General features: G+C 34.9%; 16 protein-coding genes. 6 read left to right on the forward strand and 10 right to left on the reverse strand.

All coding sequences use genetic code 11. The features are described from left to right. Positions 1-180: 180 nt before the first annotated feature. Together G3A47_RS07735 and aspS are read right to left on the reverse strand one after the other, a co-directional pair. Positions 181-375, reverse strand: coding sequence for a cold-shock protein (locus G3A47_RS07735; RefSeq protein WP_007137066.1), 195 nt, complete (start codon positions 373-375; stop codon positions 181-183). 521 nt (positions 376-896) lie between these two features. Then, positions 897-2,651, reverse strand: coding sequence for an aspartate--tRNA ligase (gene aspS, locus G3A47_RS07740; protein WP_166921599.1), 1,755 nt, complete (start codon positions 2,649-2,651; stop codon positions 897-899). A gap of 157 nt (positions 2,652-2,808) precedes the next feature. On the opposite strand from aspS, the gene G3A47_RS07745 reads away from it, so the two are divergent. After that, entirely contained in the window at positions 2,809-3,804 is a 996-nt protein-coding gene (locus G3A47_RS07745) for a TlpA family protein disulfide reductase (protein ID WP_166921600.1), read from the forward strand. A 210-nt stretch (positions 3,805-4,014) separates the two neighbouring features. Next, a complete protein-coding gene (locus G3A47_RS07750; RefSeq protein WP_166921601.1) occupies positions 4,015-4,362 on the forward strand; it encodes a toxin-antitoxin system YwqK family antitoxin in 348 nt (115 codons plus the stop codon). Positions 4,363-4,657: 295 nt separating this feature from the next. Here the strand turns inward: G3A47_RS07750 and G3A47_RS07755 are convergent, their stop codons facing one another. The 7 genes from G3A47_RS07755 to G3A47_RS07785 all read right to left on the reverse strand — a co-directional run bounded on the left by G3A47_RS07755 (position 4,658) and on the right by G3A47_RS07785 (position 15,085). Then, complete coding sequence (locus G3A47_RS07755; RefSeq protein WP_166921602.1) at positions 4,658-5,764, reverse strand: PepSY-associated TM helix domain-containing protein; 1,107 nt, start codon at positions 5,762-5,764, stop codon at positions 4,658-4,660. Positions 5,765-6,103: 339 nt separating this feature from the next. After that, a complete protein-coding gene (locus G3A47_RS07760; protein WP_166921603.1) occupies positions 6,104-7,651 on the reverse strand; it encodes a PepSY-associated TM helix domain-containing protein in 1,548 nt (515 codons plus the stop codon). 3 nt (positions 7,652-7,654) lie between these two features. Then, entirely contained in the window at positions 7,655-7,957 is a 303-nt protein-coding gene (locus G3A47_RS07765; protein ID WP_166921604.1) for a hypothetical protein, read from the reverse strand. A 3-nt stretch (positions 7,958-7,960) separates the two neighbouring features. Next, entirely contained in the window at positions 7,961-8,293 is a 333-nt protein-coding gene (locus G3A47_RS07770; RefSeq protein WP_166921605.1) for a hypothetical protein, read from the reverse strand. A gap of 63 nt (positions 8,294-8,356) precedes the next feature. After that, positions 8,357-10,777, reverse strand: coding sequence for a TonB-dependent receptor (locus G3A47_RS07775; protein ID WP_166921606.1), 2,421 nt, complete (start codon positions 10,775-10,777; stop codon positions 8,357-8,359). A 215-nt stretch (positions 10,778-10,992) separates the two neighbouring features. Next, complete coding sequence (gene odhB / locus G3A47_RS07780; RefSeq protein ID WP_166921607.1) at positions 10,993-12,225, reverse strand: 2-oxoglutarate dehydrogenase complex dihydrolipoyllysine-residue succinyltransferase; 1,233 nt, start codon at positions 12,223-12,225, stop codon at positions 10,993-10,995. An 88-nt stretch (positions 12,226-12,313) separates the two neighbouring features. Next, complete coding sequence (locus G3A47_RS07785; protein ID WP_166921608.1) at positions 12,314-15,085, reverse strand: 2-oxoglutarate dehydrogenase E1 component; 2,772 nt, start codon at positions 15,083-15,085, stop codon at positions 12,314-12,316. A 116-nt stretch (positions 15,086-15,201) separates the two neighbouring features. On the opposite strand from G3A47_RS07785, the gene G3A47_RS07790 reads away from it, so the two are divergent. Further along, positions 15,202-15,759, forward strand: a complete 558-nt coding sequence (locus G3A47_RS07790; protein WP_166921609.1) for a hypothetical protein — start codon at positions 15,202-15,204, stop codon at positions 15,757-15,759. 234 nt (positions 15,760-15,993) lie between these two features. On the opposite strand, the gene G3A47_RS07795 is transcribed toward G3A47_RS07790, so the two are convergent. Further along, positions 15,994-16,164, reverse strand: a complete 171-nt coding sequence (locus G3A47_RS07795; RefSeq protein WP_166921610.1) for a hypothetical protein — start codon at positions 16,162-16,164, stop codon at positions 15,994-15,996. 157 nt (positions 16,165-16,321) lie between these two features. Between G3A47_RS07795 and G3A47_RS07800 the strand changes: the two genes are divergently transcribed. The 3 genes from G3A47_RS07800 (at position 16,322) to G3A47_RS07810 (ending at position 19,200) form a co-directional block, all read left to right on the forward strand. Next, positions 16,322-18,130: a helix-turn-helix domain-containing protein gene (locus G3A47_RS07800; RefSeq protein ID WP_166921611.1), complete on the forward strand. Its 1,809-nt coding sequence runs from the start codon at positions 16,322-16,324 to the stop codon at positions 18,128-18,130. Between the two features lie 714 nt (positions 18,131-18,844). Further along, the gene (locus tag G3A47_RS07805; protein WP_166921612.1) at positions 18,845-19,030 is read left to right on the forward strand and encodes a class I lanthipeptide; all 186 of its coding nucleotides are present in this window, start codon (positions 18,845-18,847) and stop codon (positions 19,028-19,030) included. Further along, complete coding sequence (locus G3A47_RS07810; RefSeq protein WP_166921613.1) at positions 19,030-19,200, forward strand: class I lanthipeptide; 171 nt, start codon at positions 19,030-19,032, stop codon at positions 19,198-19,200. Before G3A47_RS07805 ends, G3A47_RS07810 begins: the two co-directional genes overlap by 1 nt. Positions 19,201-19,212 lie beyond the last annotated feature (12 nt).

The following is a 19,212-nucleotide window of genomic DNA, read 5'->3' on the forward strand; positions in this document are numbered from 1 at the left end:
CTAAAAAAGGATTTAAGTAGGGGTATAAAGAGTGATTATACCTAATTTTTATTCATTATAAATAACTTTTCAGTATTTTAATATTTTTTTAAGATTTGAGCAAAAAAAAACGCTTCGAAATGAATCGAAGCGTATTTTTAAACCATTCAGAGGCAAAAAAAATAAATTGCTATATTTTTCTTAGATTACTGCTACTTTAGCAGCAACTTTCCCTTTTCTTCCTTCTTCTTCTTCGTAGCTAACACGGTCACCTTCGCGTAATTCTTCCGCGTTAATTCCTGAAGCGTGAACGAAGATATCCTTTCCTGTTTCTTCGTCTGTAATGAATCCATAACCTTTAGATTCATTGAAAAATTTTACTGTACCTGTACGCATTGTAATTGTAATAATAATTTATAATGAAGCAAATGTAACATATATATTCATATAAAAGACAGTGTGTTGTTAAATTTTTGTAAAAATTATTGATTTACAGTGTTTTTAGCATTTATTTGATGTCTTGTTTGATATGTCGTAGCTTAAAAGGAGAATTCTTAAGGATATGTTAAAAAGTAGGAGCTTTTTTACTTTATAAAAAATCGTATTTTCTGACAAATGTGGTTTTCGTACGTATTATTTTACTTTTTTACGCTGGGTTTTCCATCTTAGTGGCTTGATATGTTCTGATGAATTTTTGGTAAATCCGGTAGTGCAATTTGGGAAAATAACACTTAACAGACAGGAACATAGATTTTAGCTGTAAAAAAGAAATGCATTTCTGATTCATAGTTCAACTATGAGGCTTTCAACCTCGCTCAGACTGCGAATTGAAATTTTAAAGAAATGAAATGTCTTTTTTTAGTTTTAAAAACTATGTTCCTGTTTATGTTAAAATATAGTTAGAAGCGATAAAGCAATTATTGCGCTAAAGCTACTTTTATGTTTAATTCTTTTAATTGAGCATCATCAATTGTAGCCGGGGCATCAATCATTACATCACGTCCTGAATTGTTTTTAGGAAATGCGATAAAGTCTCTAATAGTTTCCTGACCACCCAAAATAGCAACTAAACGATCCAGTCCAAAAGCTAAACCTCCGTGTGGTGGTGCGCCAAATTGGAAAGCGTCCATTAAGAAACCAAATTGTGCTTTTGCTTCTTCTTCTGTAAAGCCTAAGTATTTAAACATTAATTGTTGTGTCTCTTTATCGTGAATACGAATAGATCCTCCTCCAATTTCGTTTCCGTTTAAAACCATATCGTAAGCATTTGCGCGAACTTTTCCCGGATCTGTTGGTAATAAATGTAAATCTTCCGGTTTTGGAGAGGTAAACGGGTGGTGCATAGCATGGTAACGACCGCTTTCTTCATCTAATTCCAATAATGGGAAATCTACTACCCAAAGCGGAGCAAATTCTTCCGGTTTACGCAATCCTAAACGAGTCGCCAATTCCATACGAAGTGCTGAAAGTTGTGCACGTGTTTTGTTAGCCGGACCTGAAAGTACAAAAATCATATCGCCAGGTTTTGCAGCTGTAATTTTTGCCCATTGTGCCAAATCATCCTGATCGTAAAATTTATCTACAGATGATTTGTAAGTTCCATCGTCATTGCATTTAGCGTACACCATTCCTGATGCTCCAACTTGCGGACGTTTAACCCAGTCAATCAAAGCATCAATTTCTTTACGTGTATAATTTCCTGCTCCCGGAACTGCAATACCCACAACAAGTTCAGCAGCATTAAAAACAGGGAATTCTTTGTGTTGTGCAAACTCGTTCAATTCTCCAAATTCCATTCCGAAACGAATGTCCGGTTTGTCATTTCCATAGGTCTTCATAGCGTAGTCGTAGGTAATTCTTGGGAACTTGTCTACTTCAACCCCTTTGATTTCTTTTAGTAAATGTCTTGTCAATCCTTCAAAAACATTCAAAATGTCTTCTTGCTCCACAAATGCCATTTCACAGTCGATTTGAGTAAACTCAGGCTGACGGTCTGCACGTAAATCTTCATCACGGAAACATTTTACGATTTGGAAGTATTTGTCCATTCCACCCACCATCAACAATTGTTTGAAAGTTTGCGGAGACTGTGGTAACGCATAAAATTGTCCTTCGTTCATACGGCTTGGTACGACGAAATCTCTTGCGCCTTCCGGAGTTGATTTGATTAAGTAAGGTGTTTCCACTTCACAGAAATCCAAATCAGATAAGTATTTACGAACTTCCATCGCTACTTTGTGACGGAATAATAAACTGTTTTTTACAGGATTTCTTCTAATGTCCAGATAACGGTATTTCATTCGGATGTCTTCTCCACCATCAGTTTCATCTTCAATAGTGAACGGAGGTGTTAAAGCAGCGTTTAAAATAGTTAGTTCAGAAACTAAAATTTCGATATCACCGGTTGGGATGTTTTTGTTTTTGGCTTCACGCTCAATAACAGTTCCTTTTACCTGAATTACAAATTCTCTTCCAAGTGTTTTTGCCAGTTCAAAGACCGTTTTGTCGGTGCGAACTTCGTCGAAAATAAGTTGTGTAATTCCATAGCGGTCGCGTAAATCAACCCAGTTCATAAATCCTTTATCGCGTGATTTTTGAACCCAACCCGCTAGTGTAACTTCCGTATTAATATTTGAGGCGTTTAACTCGCCACAATTATGACTTCTATACATGATCAAAATTTTAGATTGCAAAAGTAAACACAAAATTCAAATTAATATAGTAAAGTGATAACTTGCTGCTTATAATTTTGAAATATTTTGTTAACGGATAAATTTTAGATAAGTAAATTCTTTAAATTTGAATACTAAAAACCAACTATAAATACATATGAAAAAGCTTTTTGTTACCGGTTTATTGGTTCTTACCGCCCTCAACGGTATAGCTCAGACCAAAAACCAAATTAAATTTACCGCTAAAATTGCGAATAGAAATAGTGATACACTAGTTATTAAAGGACCTAACAATTTTAAACAAGTTATTCCGATTAATAAAAAAGAAATTTTTGTTGCTTCTTTTACTGCTCCAAAAGGGTTCTATCGTTTTTCTGACGGAGTAGAGTCTTCGAATTTATACCTGAAACCCGGTTCTGAAGTCAATCTGACAATGAATGCCAAAGAATTTGACGAAACCATTATCTACAAAGGAAAAGGAACAAACGAAAGTAACTTTTTAGCGCAACAAGCTTTAAAAGATGAAAAATTTGCTGAAGAAGCATTTGCTAAAGAGGCTGCTGAGTTTACAGCCTTATTAGAAGGAAAGAAAAAAACAGATTTAGAAAATATTGAAAAAGGCGATTTTGATGCTGAGTTTAAAGCAGGTGCAAAAAAATCGGTTGAAAAATTCCATGCATTCGCCGCTCAGCAGTACGAAAGTGACGCTGCAGTGAAAAAGTTAAAAGGAACTGTCTCTGCTGATTTTGATTATGAAAATCACAAAGGAGGTAAAACAAAACTTTCTGATTTAAAAGGCAAATATGTTTATATTGATCTTTGGGCAACTTGGTGTGGGCCTTGCAGAGCTGAAATTCCTTTTTTGAAAAAAATTGAAGAAAAGTATCATGGAAAAAATATTGAATTTGTGAGTGTTTCTGTTGATGCGGTAAAAGATCACGATAAATGGCAGAAATTTGTATCGGATAAACAGTTGGGAGGCGTTCAGTTGTTTTCTGATAATGAATGGAAATCTGCATTTGTAACCAGTTATAATGTAACGGGAATTCCGAGGTTTATTCTTATTGATCCTCAGGGGAATATATTGGATCCCGATGCAGAAAGGCCGTCTTCTCCGGAACTTTTAACACAATTAGATGCTTTATTGAACTAATTTTCCAGCGAAATTTAAAACGTTGTGGTAAATTAAGTCTTCGTTAAAATACCAGTAAAACCAGTGCCTGAGCACTGGTTTTTTTGTATAGAACTGATTTCCAATGTTAAGTTTTTATTCAATGTTACCAAATTGTTAAGTAAAAGTTTTTTTAATGTAAACAATTAACTATATTTGATAAAGATTTGATAACATTAATACCTACGAGATATGAAAAAGTGTGTAATTTTAGTTGCAATATTGTTCTCTGGAATTTTAGTTGCACAAGAAACAAACCCTGAATTGGAAGCAGTTGGAAACAAAGTAAAAGCTACTTATTACTATGAAAATGGTAATGTACAACAAGAAGGTTTCTTTAAGGATGGTAAATTAGATGGAGTTTGGGTATCATATGATGAAAGAGGAAATAAAAAAGCAGTTGGTGAATATACAGATGGTGTGAAAACCGGTAAATGGATTTTCTTCAATGAGAATAACCTTTGCGAAGTTGCTTTTGAAAACAGCAAAGTAAGTTCTGTTAAGAACTTGCAGAGAAATGCTTTAGCAAACAGAAATTAATAAGATTTCAAATAATTTAGGGAGCCGTTTCAATAGAGACGGCTTTTTTTATTGTATGAGAATATTAATATTGTTTCTGTGTCTCGCAAAGGCGCAAAGTTTTTTTTTAAAACTCACGCAGATTCAGCAGATTTAGCGGATTTGTTTTCTATAAAATAAGATTTTTTTTGATTTTGTTTTTCGGAAAAAATAATCTGTTAAATCTGCTGAATCTGCGTGCAAAAAAAACTTTGCGACTTTGCGACTTCGGGAGCAAATATGTCAACGAAATAGGGAGCAGGTTCTTTTCTAAACCTTAGTTTTTTTTGGATTTTTTTCTTCTTCCAAACCAAATCACAAAACCTGTTACAGGCAAGGCAGCAGCAATTAGGCTTGCAGTAAAGGCAATGATTTTTCCGGGTAGATCTAAAATTTGTCCGGTGTGAATGCCGTAATTCATTTCTACTACCTGCAAACCTAGGGTTTTGGTATGGTAAGGGATGCTCTGAATTAGTTTTCCATCGCCCGGATGGAAATAATAATTACTCTGGTGATCAAATCGTAAAGCGTGCGGATAAGCGCCGGTGTTGATAAGATCTCCTTTGTTTTGCGGAAACATTACGTAAAACATTTCGGCTTTTGGCTGCTGTTGCATGGTTGCTATAAAAGCTTTATCTACAGCAAGGATATTATTTTTTGCAAATTTTGTAGTGTCAATCGTTGGGGCTTTTGTTTCCATAGCTTTATCTCCGCCAAAGTTGAATGTTTTGTAAATCCCGTCACCCACCCATTCGTAAGTAAAAGTTAATCCGGTGATGGCTATGATAACCGCAATAATTGAAATATAAAATCCCGAGGTGTTGTGCCAGTCGTAATTGACACGACGCCATTTGGCCGACCATTTTACGGTAAAGCTTCTTTTGATATCACTTTTTCTTTTGGGCCACCACTGTATTAATCCCGAAATGACTAACAGTATGAAGATAATAGTGGCACCGCCAATAATATGTTTTCCGATATAGTCGGGCAAAAGTAAATACAAATGAATGTATTCGACAATAATGAAAAAATCAGTTTCAGGATTTTCTGTTTTTAAATACTTACCGTTGTAGGGATTGAAATACAGATATTCGTTTTTGGTGTCGGTAAAGGTGTAGACAATTGCAGATCGGTTTTTGCCGTAATAGGAAACCATCGATACTTTGTTTTCTGGAGCAATTTGTTTCGCCTTTTGCTCTAAAACAGATGGCAAAAGAAAGGGTTTGTTTTGCGGTTCTACAATACGCCATTCTTTTCGGGTAATGTCTTTGATTTCGTCATGAAAACAAAACAGGCAACCGGTAACACTTACAATAAAAACAATAAGCCCGGAAATTAATCCGAGCCATTTGTGTATAAAACGTATTTGTTTTGTAAATGCCATTTGATGAATTGCGAAATACCTGCAAAAGGCAAAAGTAATTCTAAATGTGCAATCCACAAATTATATGTGTTTATTTTAACTTACCGGGTTTGATTCGCAAGGATTAGGTTTGTTGTTATGCTTCAAATATTTCTCGCCAAGTCGCCAAGTCGCGGAGTTTTTTATAACTCACGCAGATTTTGCAGATTTAGCTGATTTGCGTTCTATAAAAAAAGATTATTCTTTGGATTTAGTCTTCCGCAGGAAACAACTCAAATAAATCTGCGGGATCTGCAAAATCTGCGTGCAAAAAACTTGGCGACTTGGCGTCTTTGCGAGATTTTTCCATAAGGCTGTGATTTATTGACTCTGTACCTTTTTTAATTTAAAAGAAACATAGAGTGTAATCGCGGCTAAAACAATCCAGAAAATATCAATAAAGAAAATCTGAATCTGATTGTTGGCAAATGTTTTCCAAAACCAGTTTCCGGTGCAGATACCATTTGTTATCGGGACTAAGAAGCCTAAAATACTTCCGGAAATCAGAGACCATTTATTGGTGAAATTAATGTCTCTTTTGATTAGAAAGAAGATAGTCAGTACCAACCAGCTGATAAAATAGACGCTGTAAATATTGTTTTGAGTAAGAGGATAAAATATTTTATTTACAATAAAAGCAAGTGCAGTAACCGGATACATGCTCAGACAAAGTGCTAAATAAATACGTACTACGGAGTTGTTAAAACGACGTTTTTTCTCCGGCATATTTTTCTTGTCTCTGGCCACCAGCCAAATCATAACTCCCGATATAATTACAAAACAAGTAATAATACCAAGTACAAAACTGATTATCCTAAGAGCGTATCCACCATAATCACCAAAGTGAATGCGGTACAGGACATTTTTAACTCCGTCTAAGTATTTGTTTTCGGTGATCGGGTCTTTTTTAGCAATGACTTTACCGGTTGCAACGTTGTAAATTACTTTTCCAAAGGCTGTAAATTTTTTATCATAAGGCAATTCTCCTTCCACGATAACATGCATGCTGTTGTCACCGTAGTTTTGAATTTGAACGCTGGTGATTTCAAAATCTTTCCAGTTGCTTTTGGTTTTCGCTACAAATTCATTAATGTTAAAAGGGTTTGCTAATTTTTTATTTTCAAATTTAAACTCCGGATTGTTGTATTCCAGATCATCGTATAATTTGTTTTGATCGCCTTTGTATAAAGCCATAACGCTTGGTGCTACAATAAGCAGTTTGATCATAAAAAAAGCTCCGGTAACAGCATATACAAATTGAAAAGGCAGTCCAATCATTCCCAATGCGGTGTGGGCATCAGTCCATAGTGTTTTTAGTTTTTCTTTTGGTCGAAAGATGTAGAAATTAGATACAATTTTATTCCAGTGTAATAAAACTCCGGTCACAATTGCAAACAAGAAGAATAATGCGGTAAAACCCGAAAGATAATAACCAACGGGATAAGGAATTTGTGCCAGAAAATGTAGGCGGTATAAAAACTCTCCTAAAGAATAAGCTTCTTCATAGGTTTGTGTTTTGAGATTCTGTGTATGCAAATAAAAAAACTGGCCTTCTTTTAGTTTAGCGGGAGCCAAAGAGTCTTTGGTGCCTTCCATGTAAACGTTAACACGATTTTCGTTTGTGGCTTTAGAGATAGAGATATTTCTCCCGTGTAAAGTATATCTTTTGTCTAAAGTGTCTAAAGTTGCATTGTAATTGAGTTGAATTTCTTTGGTGATAGGAGCAGTCTCGCCTCGTTCCCAGTTGATTATTTCATCTTTGAAAAAGGAAAAGGATCCGGCGAAGAAAATAACAAACAACACCACGCTTATCACAATACCACTTACGGTATGTGTATGAAAATAGATATTATAGTTTCTGTTGTTCATTAGTTATTTGGTAATAGGATTATAGGTTTGTCCGAGATAGATGATGCCGCAGAAAATCAGGGTAAGTAAAAGGTATATTCCCCAAATTTTTAATCCGCTTTTTGCTAAGAAGGCCACTACCATCAGAGCAACCCAAAGGATAAAACCTGAAAAAGCCATGGTCATAATCACATTTACATGATTCATCCAGGAGGCCAAAGCCAAGTGGAAGGTTACAGAAACGAAATAGCCGCCAAGTATGGCAGCTGATATTTTTAGGAAACGCTGCCATTTAGACTGCGTAAGGTATTTAGGATTTGCCGGCATATTTTAATAATAATAAATTTCTATAACTCCTGTCAGAATAAAAAGTAGCGCAACTGCTTTGCTGTTTATGACTTTTAAAGGCGTAAGTATAATTATTAAACTTCCAATAGTCATTAGTTGTATAAAAAACAACAAAGTTCCTGAGCCTAATGCAGTAGTAAATAGCCAAAAAGAATAAGCCAAAAGAAGAAAAAATAATCCGGTAATTTTGGTTTGTTTGGGGTTGTTGTTCATCCATTTTTCGAAGCTGTAGTTGTAAGTCAGCGCCGCTCTTTTGGAGGTATAATAAAACATATAAAAAGAGATAAAAACGAAAAGGCTGGCTATTGTTATCATGGTTTTATAAATTTTAAAGACATCTTTCTGTAGTTTGGCAGAAAGATGTCTTTGTGCTTTTTATTAGAATTTATAAGTTACAGATCCGAAGAAAGTTCTTGGAGCCTGAACATTGATTGTCGTATATCCGTTAAAGTACAATTCGTCAGTGAAGTTGTTTACTTTTAAAGAGATTCTGTATTTAGGCTGATCGTAAAAAATAGTTGAGTTAAGAACTGTGTAAGAAGGAAGACTGAAAGTTTCTCTTCCGGTTGCTGTATTTGCATTCGCGATAAGGCTTTCACTTCCATAATTTCCTCCAATTCCAATTCCTAATCCTTTAAGGTTAGTACTTTGAGCGGTATAGCTTGCCCAGAAGTTTGCCAGATTTACCGGACCAGCAGTTACGGGTCTTAAACCGTTTACGTTGGCATTACCTTTTTCCATTTTGCTGTCATTGTAGGCATAACCAACAGTAAAGTTTAATCCCGCAATTGGATTAGAGGTGATTTCAGCTTCAAATCCTTTACTTCTTTGATTTCCATCTTGTATATTGGCGTTTGGTAAGCTGATGTCTGCACGTACCACATTTTCAACTTTTATGTCGTAATAGCTCAAGTTTGCGCTTAATTTGTTATCAAAAGCGTTTAGTTTAATACCAGCTTCAAATTGATTCGCTTTTTCCGGATCAAATTTAACCAATTCAAGTTTTCCGTTTACATTGGCATTTAAGAAACCTTTATTCGTGAAACTGTTTTGATAGTTTCCGAATACCGAAAGCTGATCTTTTACAATTTGGTACACAACCCCAAATTTAGGAGAAAAGGCATTTTGAGAGAATGCTCCGGTTGTAAGATTGGTAGCCGGATTAAAAATTCCTTTGTTGTCGTAATTGTCAAAACGAAGACCTGCAGAAACAATTAACTGATCCGTGATATTAACTACATCAGAAACGTAAGCGCTGTAAGTAGTGATATTAGTACGGTTGTTACTGTATGGCGTTCCGGATAAAGTTTGTTCAAGAGCAGCTTGGTTAAAAGCGTAGTAATTTGTGTTTGCAGCGGTATAATCTACTTTGTCAAACTCAAAACCTTTAGGTCCTATTGTTCTGCTTGTTCGGTCTGTGATGTGGTAAATGTCACCACCAATCAACACACGATTGCGTACATTTCCGATGTTGAAATCACCGGTAAAGTTTTGTTGGAATTCAATAGCATTACTTGTTCCGTCTACTTTCCATGCATTACGTGAGAAAGTATTGTTTGGTAATAGGTAGAACCAGGCTTGTGGGCCTACTGATGTATTGGTGATAGTGGTAATTACGGTTTGCGAATTCCAGCTATCAGACATCTTGTAGTTTACCTGACCGAAAATATTTGTACTTCTTGTTTTTGTTATAAGGTCACTTCCGTAGAACGAACGTTTAAAATCATATTTTAAATCATTTACACTATTGAAACCAATTGCTGACGGTAGTGCGCCTAAATAAATAGTATGGAATCCTGATCCGTTCAGGCTATTGAATTCTGCTTCAATCGAAACAGATAATCTTTCGCTGAATTTATAACTGAAAGAAGGAGCAAAGAAATAACTTTTATTAGTACCGAAATCCTGAAAAGTATTGCCATTGTTGTAGGCTGCATTTACGCGGAATAAAGCGGTTTTGTCTTCATTTAAAGGTGTATTTACATCTGCAGTCAGACGATTGTAACCATAACTTCCGGTCTGATAGTTAACCTCTCCTCCGAAAGACTCATAAGGCTTTTTGGTTACACGGTTTACTAACCCTCCGTAAGAAGTAAGTACAGAACCGAAAAGGGTAGCTGAAGGTCCTTTTATGCTTTCGATGCGTTCGATATTGCTGGCATCTGAATTACCAATTGTAGAACCGGCAACACCATTTCGAATTAAACTTTGTGTAACGAAACCACGAGAAGCAAAATAAGATCCACCATCACCTGCGCGTCCACTGGCAGACCATAACTGATAAATACCCGGAATATTTTTTAAGGCATCGTCTTGATTGGTGATCATTTGATCGGCCATCAACTCTTTGCTTACAATATTATATACCTGTGCATTTTCAAGGTTTTTTAGTTGTATGCGCGAAACGTATTCACTTTCTGTTCTGGTAAATTTGTTTGTTCTTTTAGAATCTATAACTACTTCTCCAAGTTCTTCAGAATTAGCTTCTATCGAGAAATTTTCTGTTATTATATCTTCGTAGTTTAATGTTACGTGTCTTTCTTTTGCTGAATGCCCGATTCCGGTAACGCGGATTACATAGTTTCCGGGTTTGATATTTTTAATTTCGTAGTAACCCTGGTCATTTGTAACTGTTCCGATTTTGGTTCCTTTTAATACTACAGAAATATTATCTGCTGACTGGTTATTAGTTAGGGTAATTTGACCTTTTATAGTTGCTTTTTGTTGTGCCCAGGCAGTTGTACTTGCCAATAGAACAAAGAAAAAAGCCAAAAAAGATACTGAGTATTTGGTTTTCATATTGTTTAGAATTGTTTTTAATAGCGCAAATTTAAGTGTAGAATCCTAATGAGCCAAATTATTTTTACTTATTCTAAATAAAATACTCTTTTAAAGGGACAATTTTATATTTATTTGAAAAAATGACAGATTAATCTGCTTATGTTGTCGTTGGAACAAAAAAAATCCTGCTTATTAATTTAAGCAGGATTTGATTTTTTATAAAACTGGTTGAATTACAACTCTAAAGCACGTTTAGCATCGCCATTCATCAATAACTCTAATGGGTTTTCTAATGCTTCTTTCACAGCAACCAAGAAACCAACAGACTCACGACCGTCAATAATTCTGTGGTCATAAGAAAGGGCAACATACATCATTGGGTGAATTTCTACTTTACCGTTTACAGCAATTGGACGCTCAATAATATTGTGCATTCCTAAGATTCCTGATTGAGGAGGGTTGATAATTGGAGTACTCAACATACTTCCAAAAACACCACCATTGGTAATGGTAAAGGTACCACCAGTCATATCGTCAACCGTGATTTGACCGTCACGAGCTCTAAGTGCTAATCTTTTGATTTCTGCTTCAATTCCGCGGAAAGTCAATAATTCAGCATTACGAACTACAGGTACCATTAATCCTTTTGGTCCTGAAACTGCGATAGAGATGTCAGCAAAATCGTAAGCAACTTTGTAATCACCATCCATCATTGAGTTAACATCCGGATATAATTGTAAAGCTCTTGTAACTGCTTTTGTAAAGAATGACATGAAACCTAAACCAAGACCACCATGTTTTGCTTTGAAAGCATCTTTGTATTCGTTACGAATTTGGTTGATTGGGGTCATGTTAACTTCATTGAAAGTAGTTAACATTGCCGTTTCGTTTTTAGCCGCTACTAATCTCTCTGCTACTTTACGACGTAACATAGATAATTTTGTGCGTTCAGTTCCACGGCTTCCTCCAGTTGGAGTTCCCATAGAAGGTACTGCATTTACAGCATCATCTTTAGTAATTCTTCCTCCTTTACCGGTTCCTGAAATTGTTGCCGGAGCGATATTTTTTTCGTCTAATATTTTTCTTGCTGCCGGAGACGGAGTTCCTGAAGCATAAGTTGTTGGAGCAGGGGCTGCTTTTGGAGCTTCTGCTTTTACTTCGGTTTTAGGAGCCTCTGCTTTTGGAGCTTCAACTGCTGGTGCAGCCGGAGCATCACCTGCCGGTTTTGCTGCGCCTGTATCAATTAAACAAACAATAGCTCCTACCGCTACTGCATCACCTTCTTCTGCTTTTAGCGTAATTATTCCGCTTGCTTCCGCTGGTAATTCAAGAGTTGCTTTGTCTGAATCAACTTCGGCAATAGCCTGATCTTTCTCTACATAATCACCGTCTTTTACTAACCAAGTTGCAATTTCAACTTCTTTAATTGATTCCCCTGGTGATGGGACTTTCATTTCTAAAATCATCTTATTTCGTTGTTTAAAGTTTAGTTTGTTTCAAGTTTCAGGTTTATTACAAAACTTGAAACTTGAAACTTGAAACAATTATTTTTTATTATCTAAATAAATTTTTATCAAATACCATTCTGATCGCATCTGCATGACGACGTTTTGCACGTGTGTAACTTCCTGATGCCGGAGCAGCGTATGCTTTTAATGAAGCTAATCTCCATTTTACAAGATCAAAATTCATCAGCATAAAGCTGTAAGCTCCCATGTTTTTAGGCTCTTCCTGTGCCCAAACATAATCATCAGCATTTGGATATTGTGCGATGATTTCTTTGATTTGCTCAACAGGGAAAGGGAATAATTGCTCGATACGAACCACTGCAACATCATTTCTTCCGTTGTTTTCTCTTTCTGCAACAATGTCATAGTAGAATTTACCTGTACAGAAAACCAAAGTCTTTACTTCTTTTTTATTTACTGTAGCATCGTCAATCGTTTCCTGGAAACTTCCGTTTGCCAATTCATCTACTGTAGACACACATCTTGGGTCACGCAATAAACTTTTTGGAGAGAAAACTACTAATGGTTTACGGAAATCAGTTTTCATTTGTCTTCTCAACAAGTGAAAAAAGTTGGCCGGTGTTGTACAGTCAGCAACATACATATTATGTCTGGCGCATAATTGTAAATAACGCTCCATTCTTGCAGAAGAGTGCTCAGCACCTTGTCCTTCGTATCCGTGTGGCAACAATAAAACAATACCATTTTGGTTGTTCCATTTGTCTTCACCACATGAAATGTACTGGTCAATCATAATTTGAGCTCCGTTAGAGAAATCTCCAAACTGTGCTTCCCAGATCGTTAATGCTTTCGGATTAGCTAATGCATATCCGTAATCAAAACCAAGAACACCATACTCAGATAAAAGCGAATTGAATACACCGAATCTTCCTTTCTTGTTTTCGATACCGTTAAGTAAGATTACTTCTTCTTCAGAATCTTCTACCTTAACTACTGCATGACGGTGAGAGAATGTACCACGCTCAACATCCTGTCCTGAAATTCTAACATCAAAACCTTCTGTCAGAAGCGAACCGTAAGCTAATGCTTCTGCAGTTCCCCAGTCTAATGTATTGTTGTCGTATCCTGTTTTTCTGTCAGATACAATTTTGGTGATTTTATTGATGAACTTTTTGTCAGATGGTAATGTCGATATAGTGTTAACGATAGAATCCAAACCTTCTTTTGGAAAAGTAGTATCTACCTTTTTTAACATAGCATCATCAGAAACCTGAACAAATCCTTTCCATTCATTTTGCATGAATGGTGTTATGATGGTCAAATCTTTTTTACGGGAAGCTTCTAAGTTCTCCTCCATATTTGATTTGTATTCTTTTTCTAATCCATTTACATAAGTAGCATCGATTACGCCGTCAGACAATAATTTTTCTGCATAAATATCTCTTGGATTTTTATGTTTAGCGATGATTTTATATAAAACCGGTTGTGTAAAACGAGGCTCGTCACCTTCGTTATGACCGTATTTTCTGTATCCTAACAAGTCGATAAATACGTCACGTCCGAATTGCATTCTGTAGTCTAAAGCAAAAGATACCGCATGTACAACCGCTTCTGCATCGTCTGCATTTACGTGTAATACCGGTGAAAGTGTTACTTTGGCAACATCTGTACAATACGTAGAAGAACGTGCGTCTAAATAGTTGGTAGTAAATCCAACCTGATTGTTGATTACAATATGAATGGTACCTCCGGTTTTGTAACCGTCAAGTTGTGCCATTTGGATGATTTCATACAAAATTCCCTGACCGGCAATTGCAGCATCACCGTGAACGGCGATAGGCAATACTTTTGAGAAATCATCAGCATAATATTTATCTTGTTTTGCTCTTGTGATTCCTTCAATTACAGCTCCAACAGTCTCTAAGTGAGAAGGGTTTGGTGCTAAATTGATATTGATGTTTTTTCCTGTTCTTGTTTTCTTGTCAGCAGTAAGACCTAGGTGGTATTTTACGTCACCGTCAAAATATTCCTGATCGTAATCTTTACCGTCAAATTCACCAAAGATATCCTGAGTTGATTTTCCGAAGATGTTTGCCAAAACGTTCAGACGACCACGGTGAGCCATTCCCATTACGAATTGTTCAACACCTTTTTCAGCCGCTTTTTCGATTAAAGCATCAAGTGCAGGGATGATAGTTTCTCCACCTTCTAATGAGAATCTTTTTTGACCTACGTATTTAGTATGTAAAAAGTTCTCGAAAGAAACCGCTTCATTTAATTTTTCTAATATGATTTTCTTTTCATCACCTGAAAAACTAGGCTGATTTACATTTACAGCCAATTTGTCCTGAATCCATTTTACAACATTAGGATTTCTGATATACATGTATTCAATACCAATATGTTGGCAGTAAATAGCCTGAAGACGAGTAATAATGTCTTGTAAAGAACATGGTGCTACTCCGATAACTTTTGCAGCATCAAAAACAATAGATAAATCAGCAGTTGATAATCCGAAGTTCTCGATATCTAAAGAAGGAGAAGAAATTCTACGATCACGAACCGGGTTTGTTTTGGTAAACAAATGGCCACGAGTGCGGTATCCGTCAATTAATTTTAATACGTTAAATTCTTTTTGTAATTTTTCAGAAACCTGAGTGTAATCGGTGTTGTTAGCAGCAAATTCAACGATTTGTTGAACAGGATTTTCGTCATTATAAGTTGTCATTCCAAAGTCAAAACCTTGAAAGAAGCTTCTCCAGCTTGGCTCAACGCTATCTGGATTTACTAAATATTGATCATATAGTTGTGCGAAAAACTCTGTATGCGCTGCATTTAAAAATGAAAACCTATCCATAATATTAGTGAATATACTTTTTGTTAAATAGAATGGCAAAAGTACAACAATCGCCTTTATTAAGATCCTTTTTTTGCGTACTTTTACGTAAAAATATGTTAAAAATGGAGCAAGCTATGAGAAAAAATCATTTTTCAATCGTTTTCAAATCAGTTTTTGTGATTTTGATGTTCTTATTTTCAAATCTGACAATTGCACAGCAACAGCCAAAGTATGTTATTGACAATAGCAGTGCTTTTTGGGATAAAGTCCAATTTGGTGGAGGCCTTGGTCTGGGAATTGGCTCTGGTTATACTGATATTTCGGTTATGCCAAGCGCTATTTACAATGTTAATCCGATTGTATCTGTGGGAGTAGGGTTACAGTTTGGGTATCTGTCTTCGAAAAACTATTATGAATCTTTTGTTTACGGGGGAAGTCTCGTTGGTTTGGTAAATCCGATTCCGGAAATTCAGTTATCGGCAGAATTAGAACAGGTGCGTGTAAACACAGATTATAAAGCAAATAATTTCAGGCCTTCTTATACCGATGATTATTGGAATACAGCTTTATACCTTGGTGCAGGTTACAGAACCGGAAGTGTTACCATTGGGGCTCGTTACGATGTTTTATATGATCCGGACAGAAGTTTGTACGGATCCGGGTTTATGCCTTTTGTGAGAGTGTATTTTTAATTTTAAAGATGCTAAGGTTTTTAGGTGCTGAGATTCTCAGATTCTGAGTTTTCTATCGACTAAAATATTATTGTAAGGATTTTTTAAGTTAGTTTTTCAAAGACAGGAATTCCAATAGTCATCAGTTTGAAATTAGAGCTTAGGAATTTAGCACCTGAAAACCTTAGTAACTTTTATACAAAAGAAAAAGAGCGACCCAATGGAGTCGTTCTTTAGTATTGAGAGATTTATCTTTTAACGGCAAAACATGGAATACATGCTTCGTGGGTCTGTCTGATCCAGTGGTCCTGTAGTAGTATTAGAAGGAGTAGTATTACCTCCTACAATTAATCTTGCCTCATCTGAGCTTAGTTCTATGATATTCGTTTTTTTTAAAACTAATTTTTTTAAGTTAATTTTTTTCATAATCTTTGGTTTTGGAATTGTTTTTTGAATTGTTTGTGAAATTATTTCAAAAAATCCAACAAAAAAAGTTATAAATCCCCAGATTTATAAAAATAGCCTATAATTCAGTACTATTAAATAGCTGATTATTAATGCTCTATATTAAAAATAAATGAATATGAATACAGTAAATAAGATACCGGTCTTATTTTTATTGTTTATAGTCAATTTTACCTTTTCACAGAATAAAATTGAAACCTATAAAGACTCGGTTAAAAATTTATTGTACAACAACCCGAGTAAAGCAAAATACTACTGCCATAAGTTATTAAAATACGCTAAAACCAATGATTTAGTAGTCGAAGAGGCAAAATCGTATTGTTTCCTGGCTGATTTAAGTGGTGCTTTAACCCAAAAAGACAGTGCCTTTTATTACTTCGATAAGGCAATCCATAAGGCCAATGCCATTGATAACGAAAAGCTCGAAATGGTTTTCAAAATCAATAAAGCGAATTATTTATTTAACGAATTTGATTTTCAGGAAGCCTTAACTCTTTATGAGGAATGTGTTACTTTATCTAAAAAACTCAATGATGTAGGTGCTTACAATTATATTTCGATAAAAAGAGGGAGTATTGCATACGAATTAGGAAGATATCAGGAAGCCTTAAAAATCTACAAAGAAAATTTGTCTAAGGAGGGCTTTAGTAACGTAAGTAAACTGGATATAAAATTGGGTTTAGTAAAAACCTATATTCATTTAAATAAACAGGATTCTGCTGTCTACGCTTTTATAAAAAGTGGTATCGAGGAATCGAAAAAATACAACTTAAAAGAGCATGAAATCCATTTCTTGTGTCAACGGGGCTTAATTTACATCGATAAAAAAGATTTTAAAAACGCTAAATTAACCTTCGATAAGGCCCTAAATATTGCTGAAAAAATTGAGAGCAATAATTTGATTACAGAAATAAATATCAGGATCTCTCAATTGTATTCACTTCAAAAAGATTACGATAAAGCGATACTGCTTTTGAAATCGATCCTTAGTAAGGGACAAACCTCAAAAATACCTACAGAATACTTGGCTGAAATATATTACTTATTGGCCGAAAACTATAAATTCATCGAAAATTATTCAGAATCAAACCATTATTATAGTCAGTTTATTGAAAAATCGAAGAAAATAGGCGAAAAAAGGATTGAGGCTGTAGATCATTTATATAAAATAGACATTACCGAAAGTAAGGAAAGAGAGAAAACACAAGAGTATCAAAAATGGATATTGCTTGGGTGTACAAGTTTTTTAATTCTTTTGTTTATCGGTTATTATATTAAAAGAAGAAAAGAGGGTATACAAAACCAGGTGAAATTTGAGGAACTACTGCTAAAAATTAATGACTTTGAACACCAGAAGCCAAAAGTAGCTGAGGAAAACCGACAAAACAGTATTTCTGCTAGTGATAATGAAATTGCGGAAGCTGACCCATTAGAAGAAGAATTTGAAACAGAGTTTATTCCAACCAATATGGTCACTATAAATAGCGCTTCTAATGATGAAGTAACAGAAGAAAATAATATTGCCGACATTGAGGAGCCAACGGCCTCTAATTTTATTATCAAAGATGAAACAAGAACAGAGATTTTAGATAAACTAATTAAACTCGAAGAGAAAAGATTGTTCCTGAGACAAGACTTTACACTTCATAATGTAGCTAAAAGATTAAAGACAAATACCGCTTATCTGTCTAAAATTGTCAATAGTGAGCTGGATAAAAACTTTAGTTCGTACGTAAATGAGCTAAGGATTAATTATATTATTATTGAATTAAAGAATAATACCAAACTAAGATCTTATTCGATCAATGCGATTTCGGAAGAAATTGGCTACAAAAGCCCGGAGTCTTTCACGAAATATTTTAAGATTGCAACAGGAATTAGCCCTTCGATTTATATAAAAAAGATAAATCAGATGAATGAAAATTAAGACAAGTAATAAGTTTGTAATTATATACAAGTCAATTAGTTATATCTAAAAAAGAGCCCCCTTATTTTATAAATATGGGGGTTTTTATTTTTTTTTACAGAAAAAAAAGATTTTACTTTGTCTTAGATATAATCTGAAGATCAGATTGGTTTCTACTTTGGTTTTGAAGAGTGGTGAAAATGTAAATGAGTACCACTTTAAATTAAAAAAATAAAACAGAGTGTGGAGACTCTGTTTTATAAGGTGTTTTAACAAAAACGTAATACCTAACAAGGTGCCAGAAATTACTTCTACAAAGGTAAAGAAAAAGTGTCTTTTATAAAACTTTTTTTTACTATTTCTAAAGTACTTCTACACCGCAGACTTGTTAGCTTAAAAATGAAAATTATGACTAACGGTAATCATTCGGGCGAAAAACGGCTTGGCAAAAATTTGATTTTCAAGATTGAAGATAATGATGGCGGAAAACAATCAAAATCGTTATTGCTAACAATCAAAAAACGAATTACAAAGCTTTTTAGATAAGCCTGAATTTTTTCCGGACTAAATCGCAATAGCCCATTTTAGGAGGGCTATTAGGAATTTAGGTTGAATAGACCAACATTTAAATTCTTGTTATTCATTAAAGCGAGCTGCATTTTTTGGGACAATTTGACTTGCCCTTATTTTAATTAGTGATTTTAAAAGGCTATTAATTATTAAATCTTAACAAAAATGAAAAAGCAAAACCAAACCAAATTGGCTTTCAACAAAGCTAATGTTGCAGAATTAAATGTTCAACAGTTAAAAAATGTTAATGGGGGTGTAATAACGGGGCAAGATACTGATACCAACCCAAATTCCGGTTGCATCTGTGATCCGATCTTACCGAAATTAACAATCATTAAAAATCAATTCTGATGAAAAGCATAAATCTAAACAACAAACTGTATTTTAAAAAAGCAGATGTTACAGAATTAAATGACAATTCACTTATTGAAATCAACGGTGGTTCAACAATCCTTGGAGGAGAGACTTGTACAGGATGTTGCTGTGCAGATACAAGTATCACAGTATTACAACAAATGTAATATAGTACAGAA

Source organism: Flavobacterium poyangense (genome assembly GCF_011751075.1).
Classification (GTDB): Bacteria; Bacteroidota; Bacteroidia; order Flavobacteriales; family Flavobacteriaceae; genus Flavobacterium; species Flavobacterium poyangense.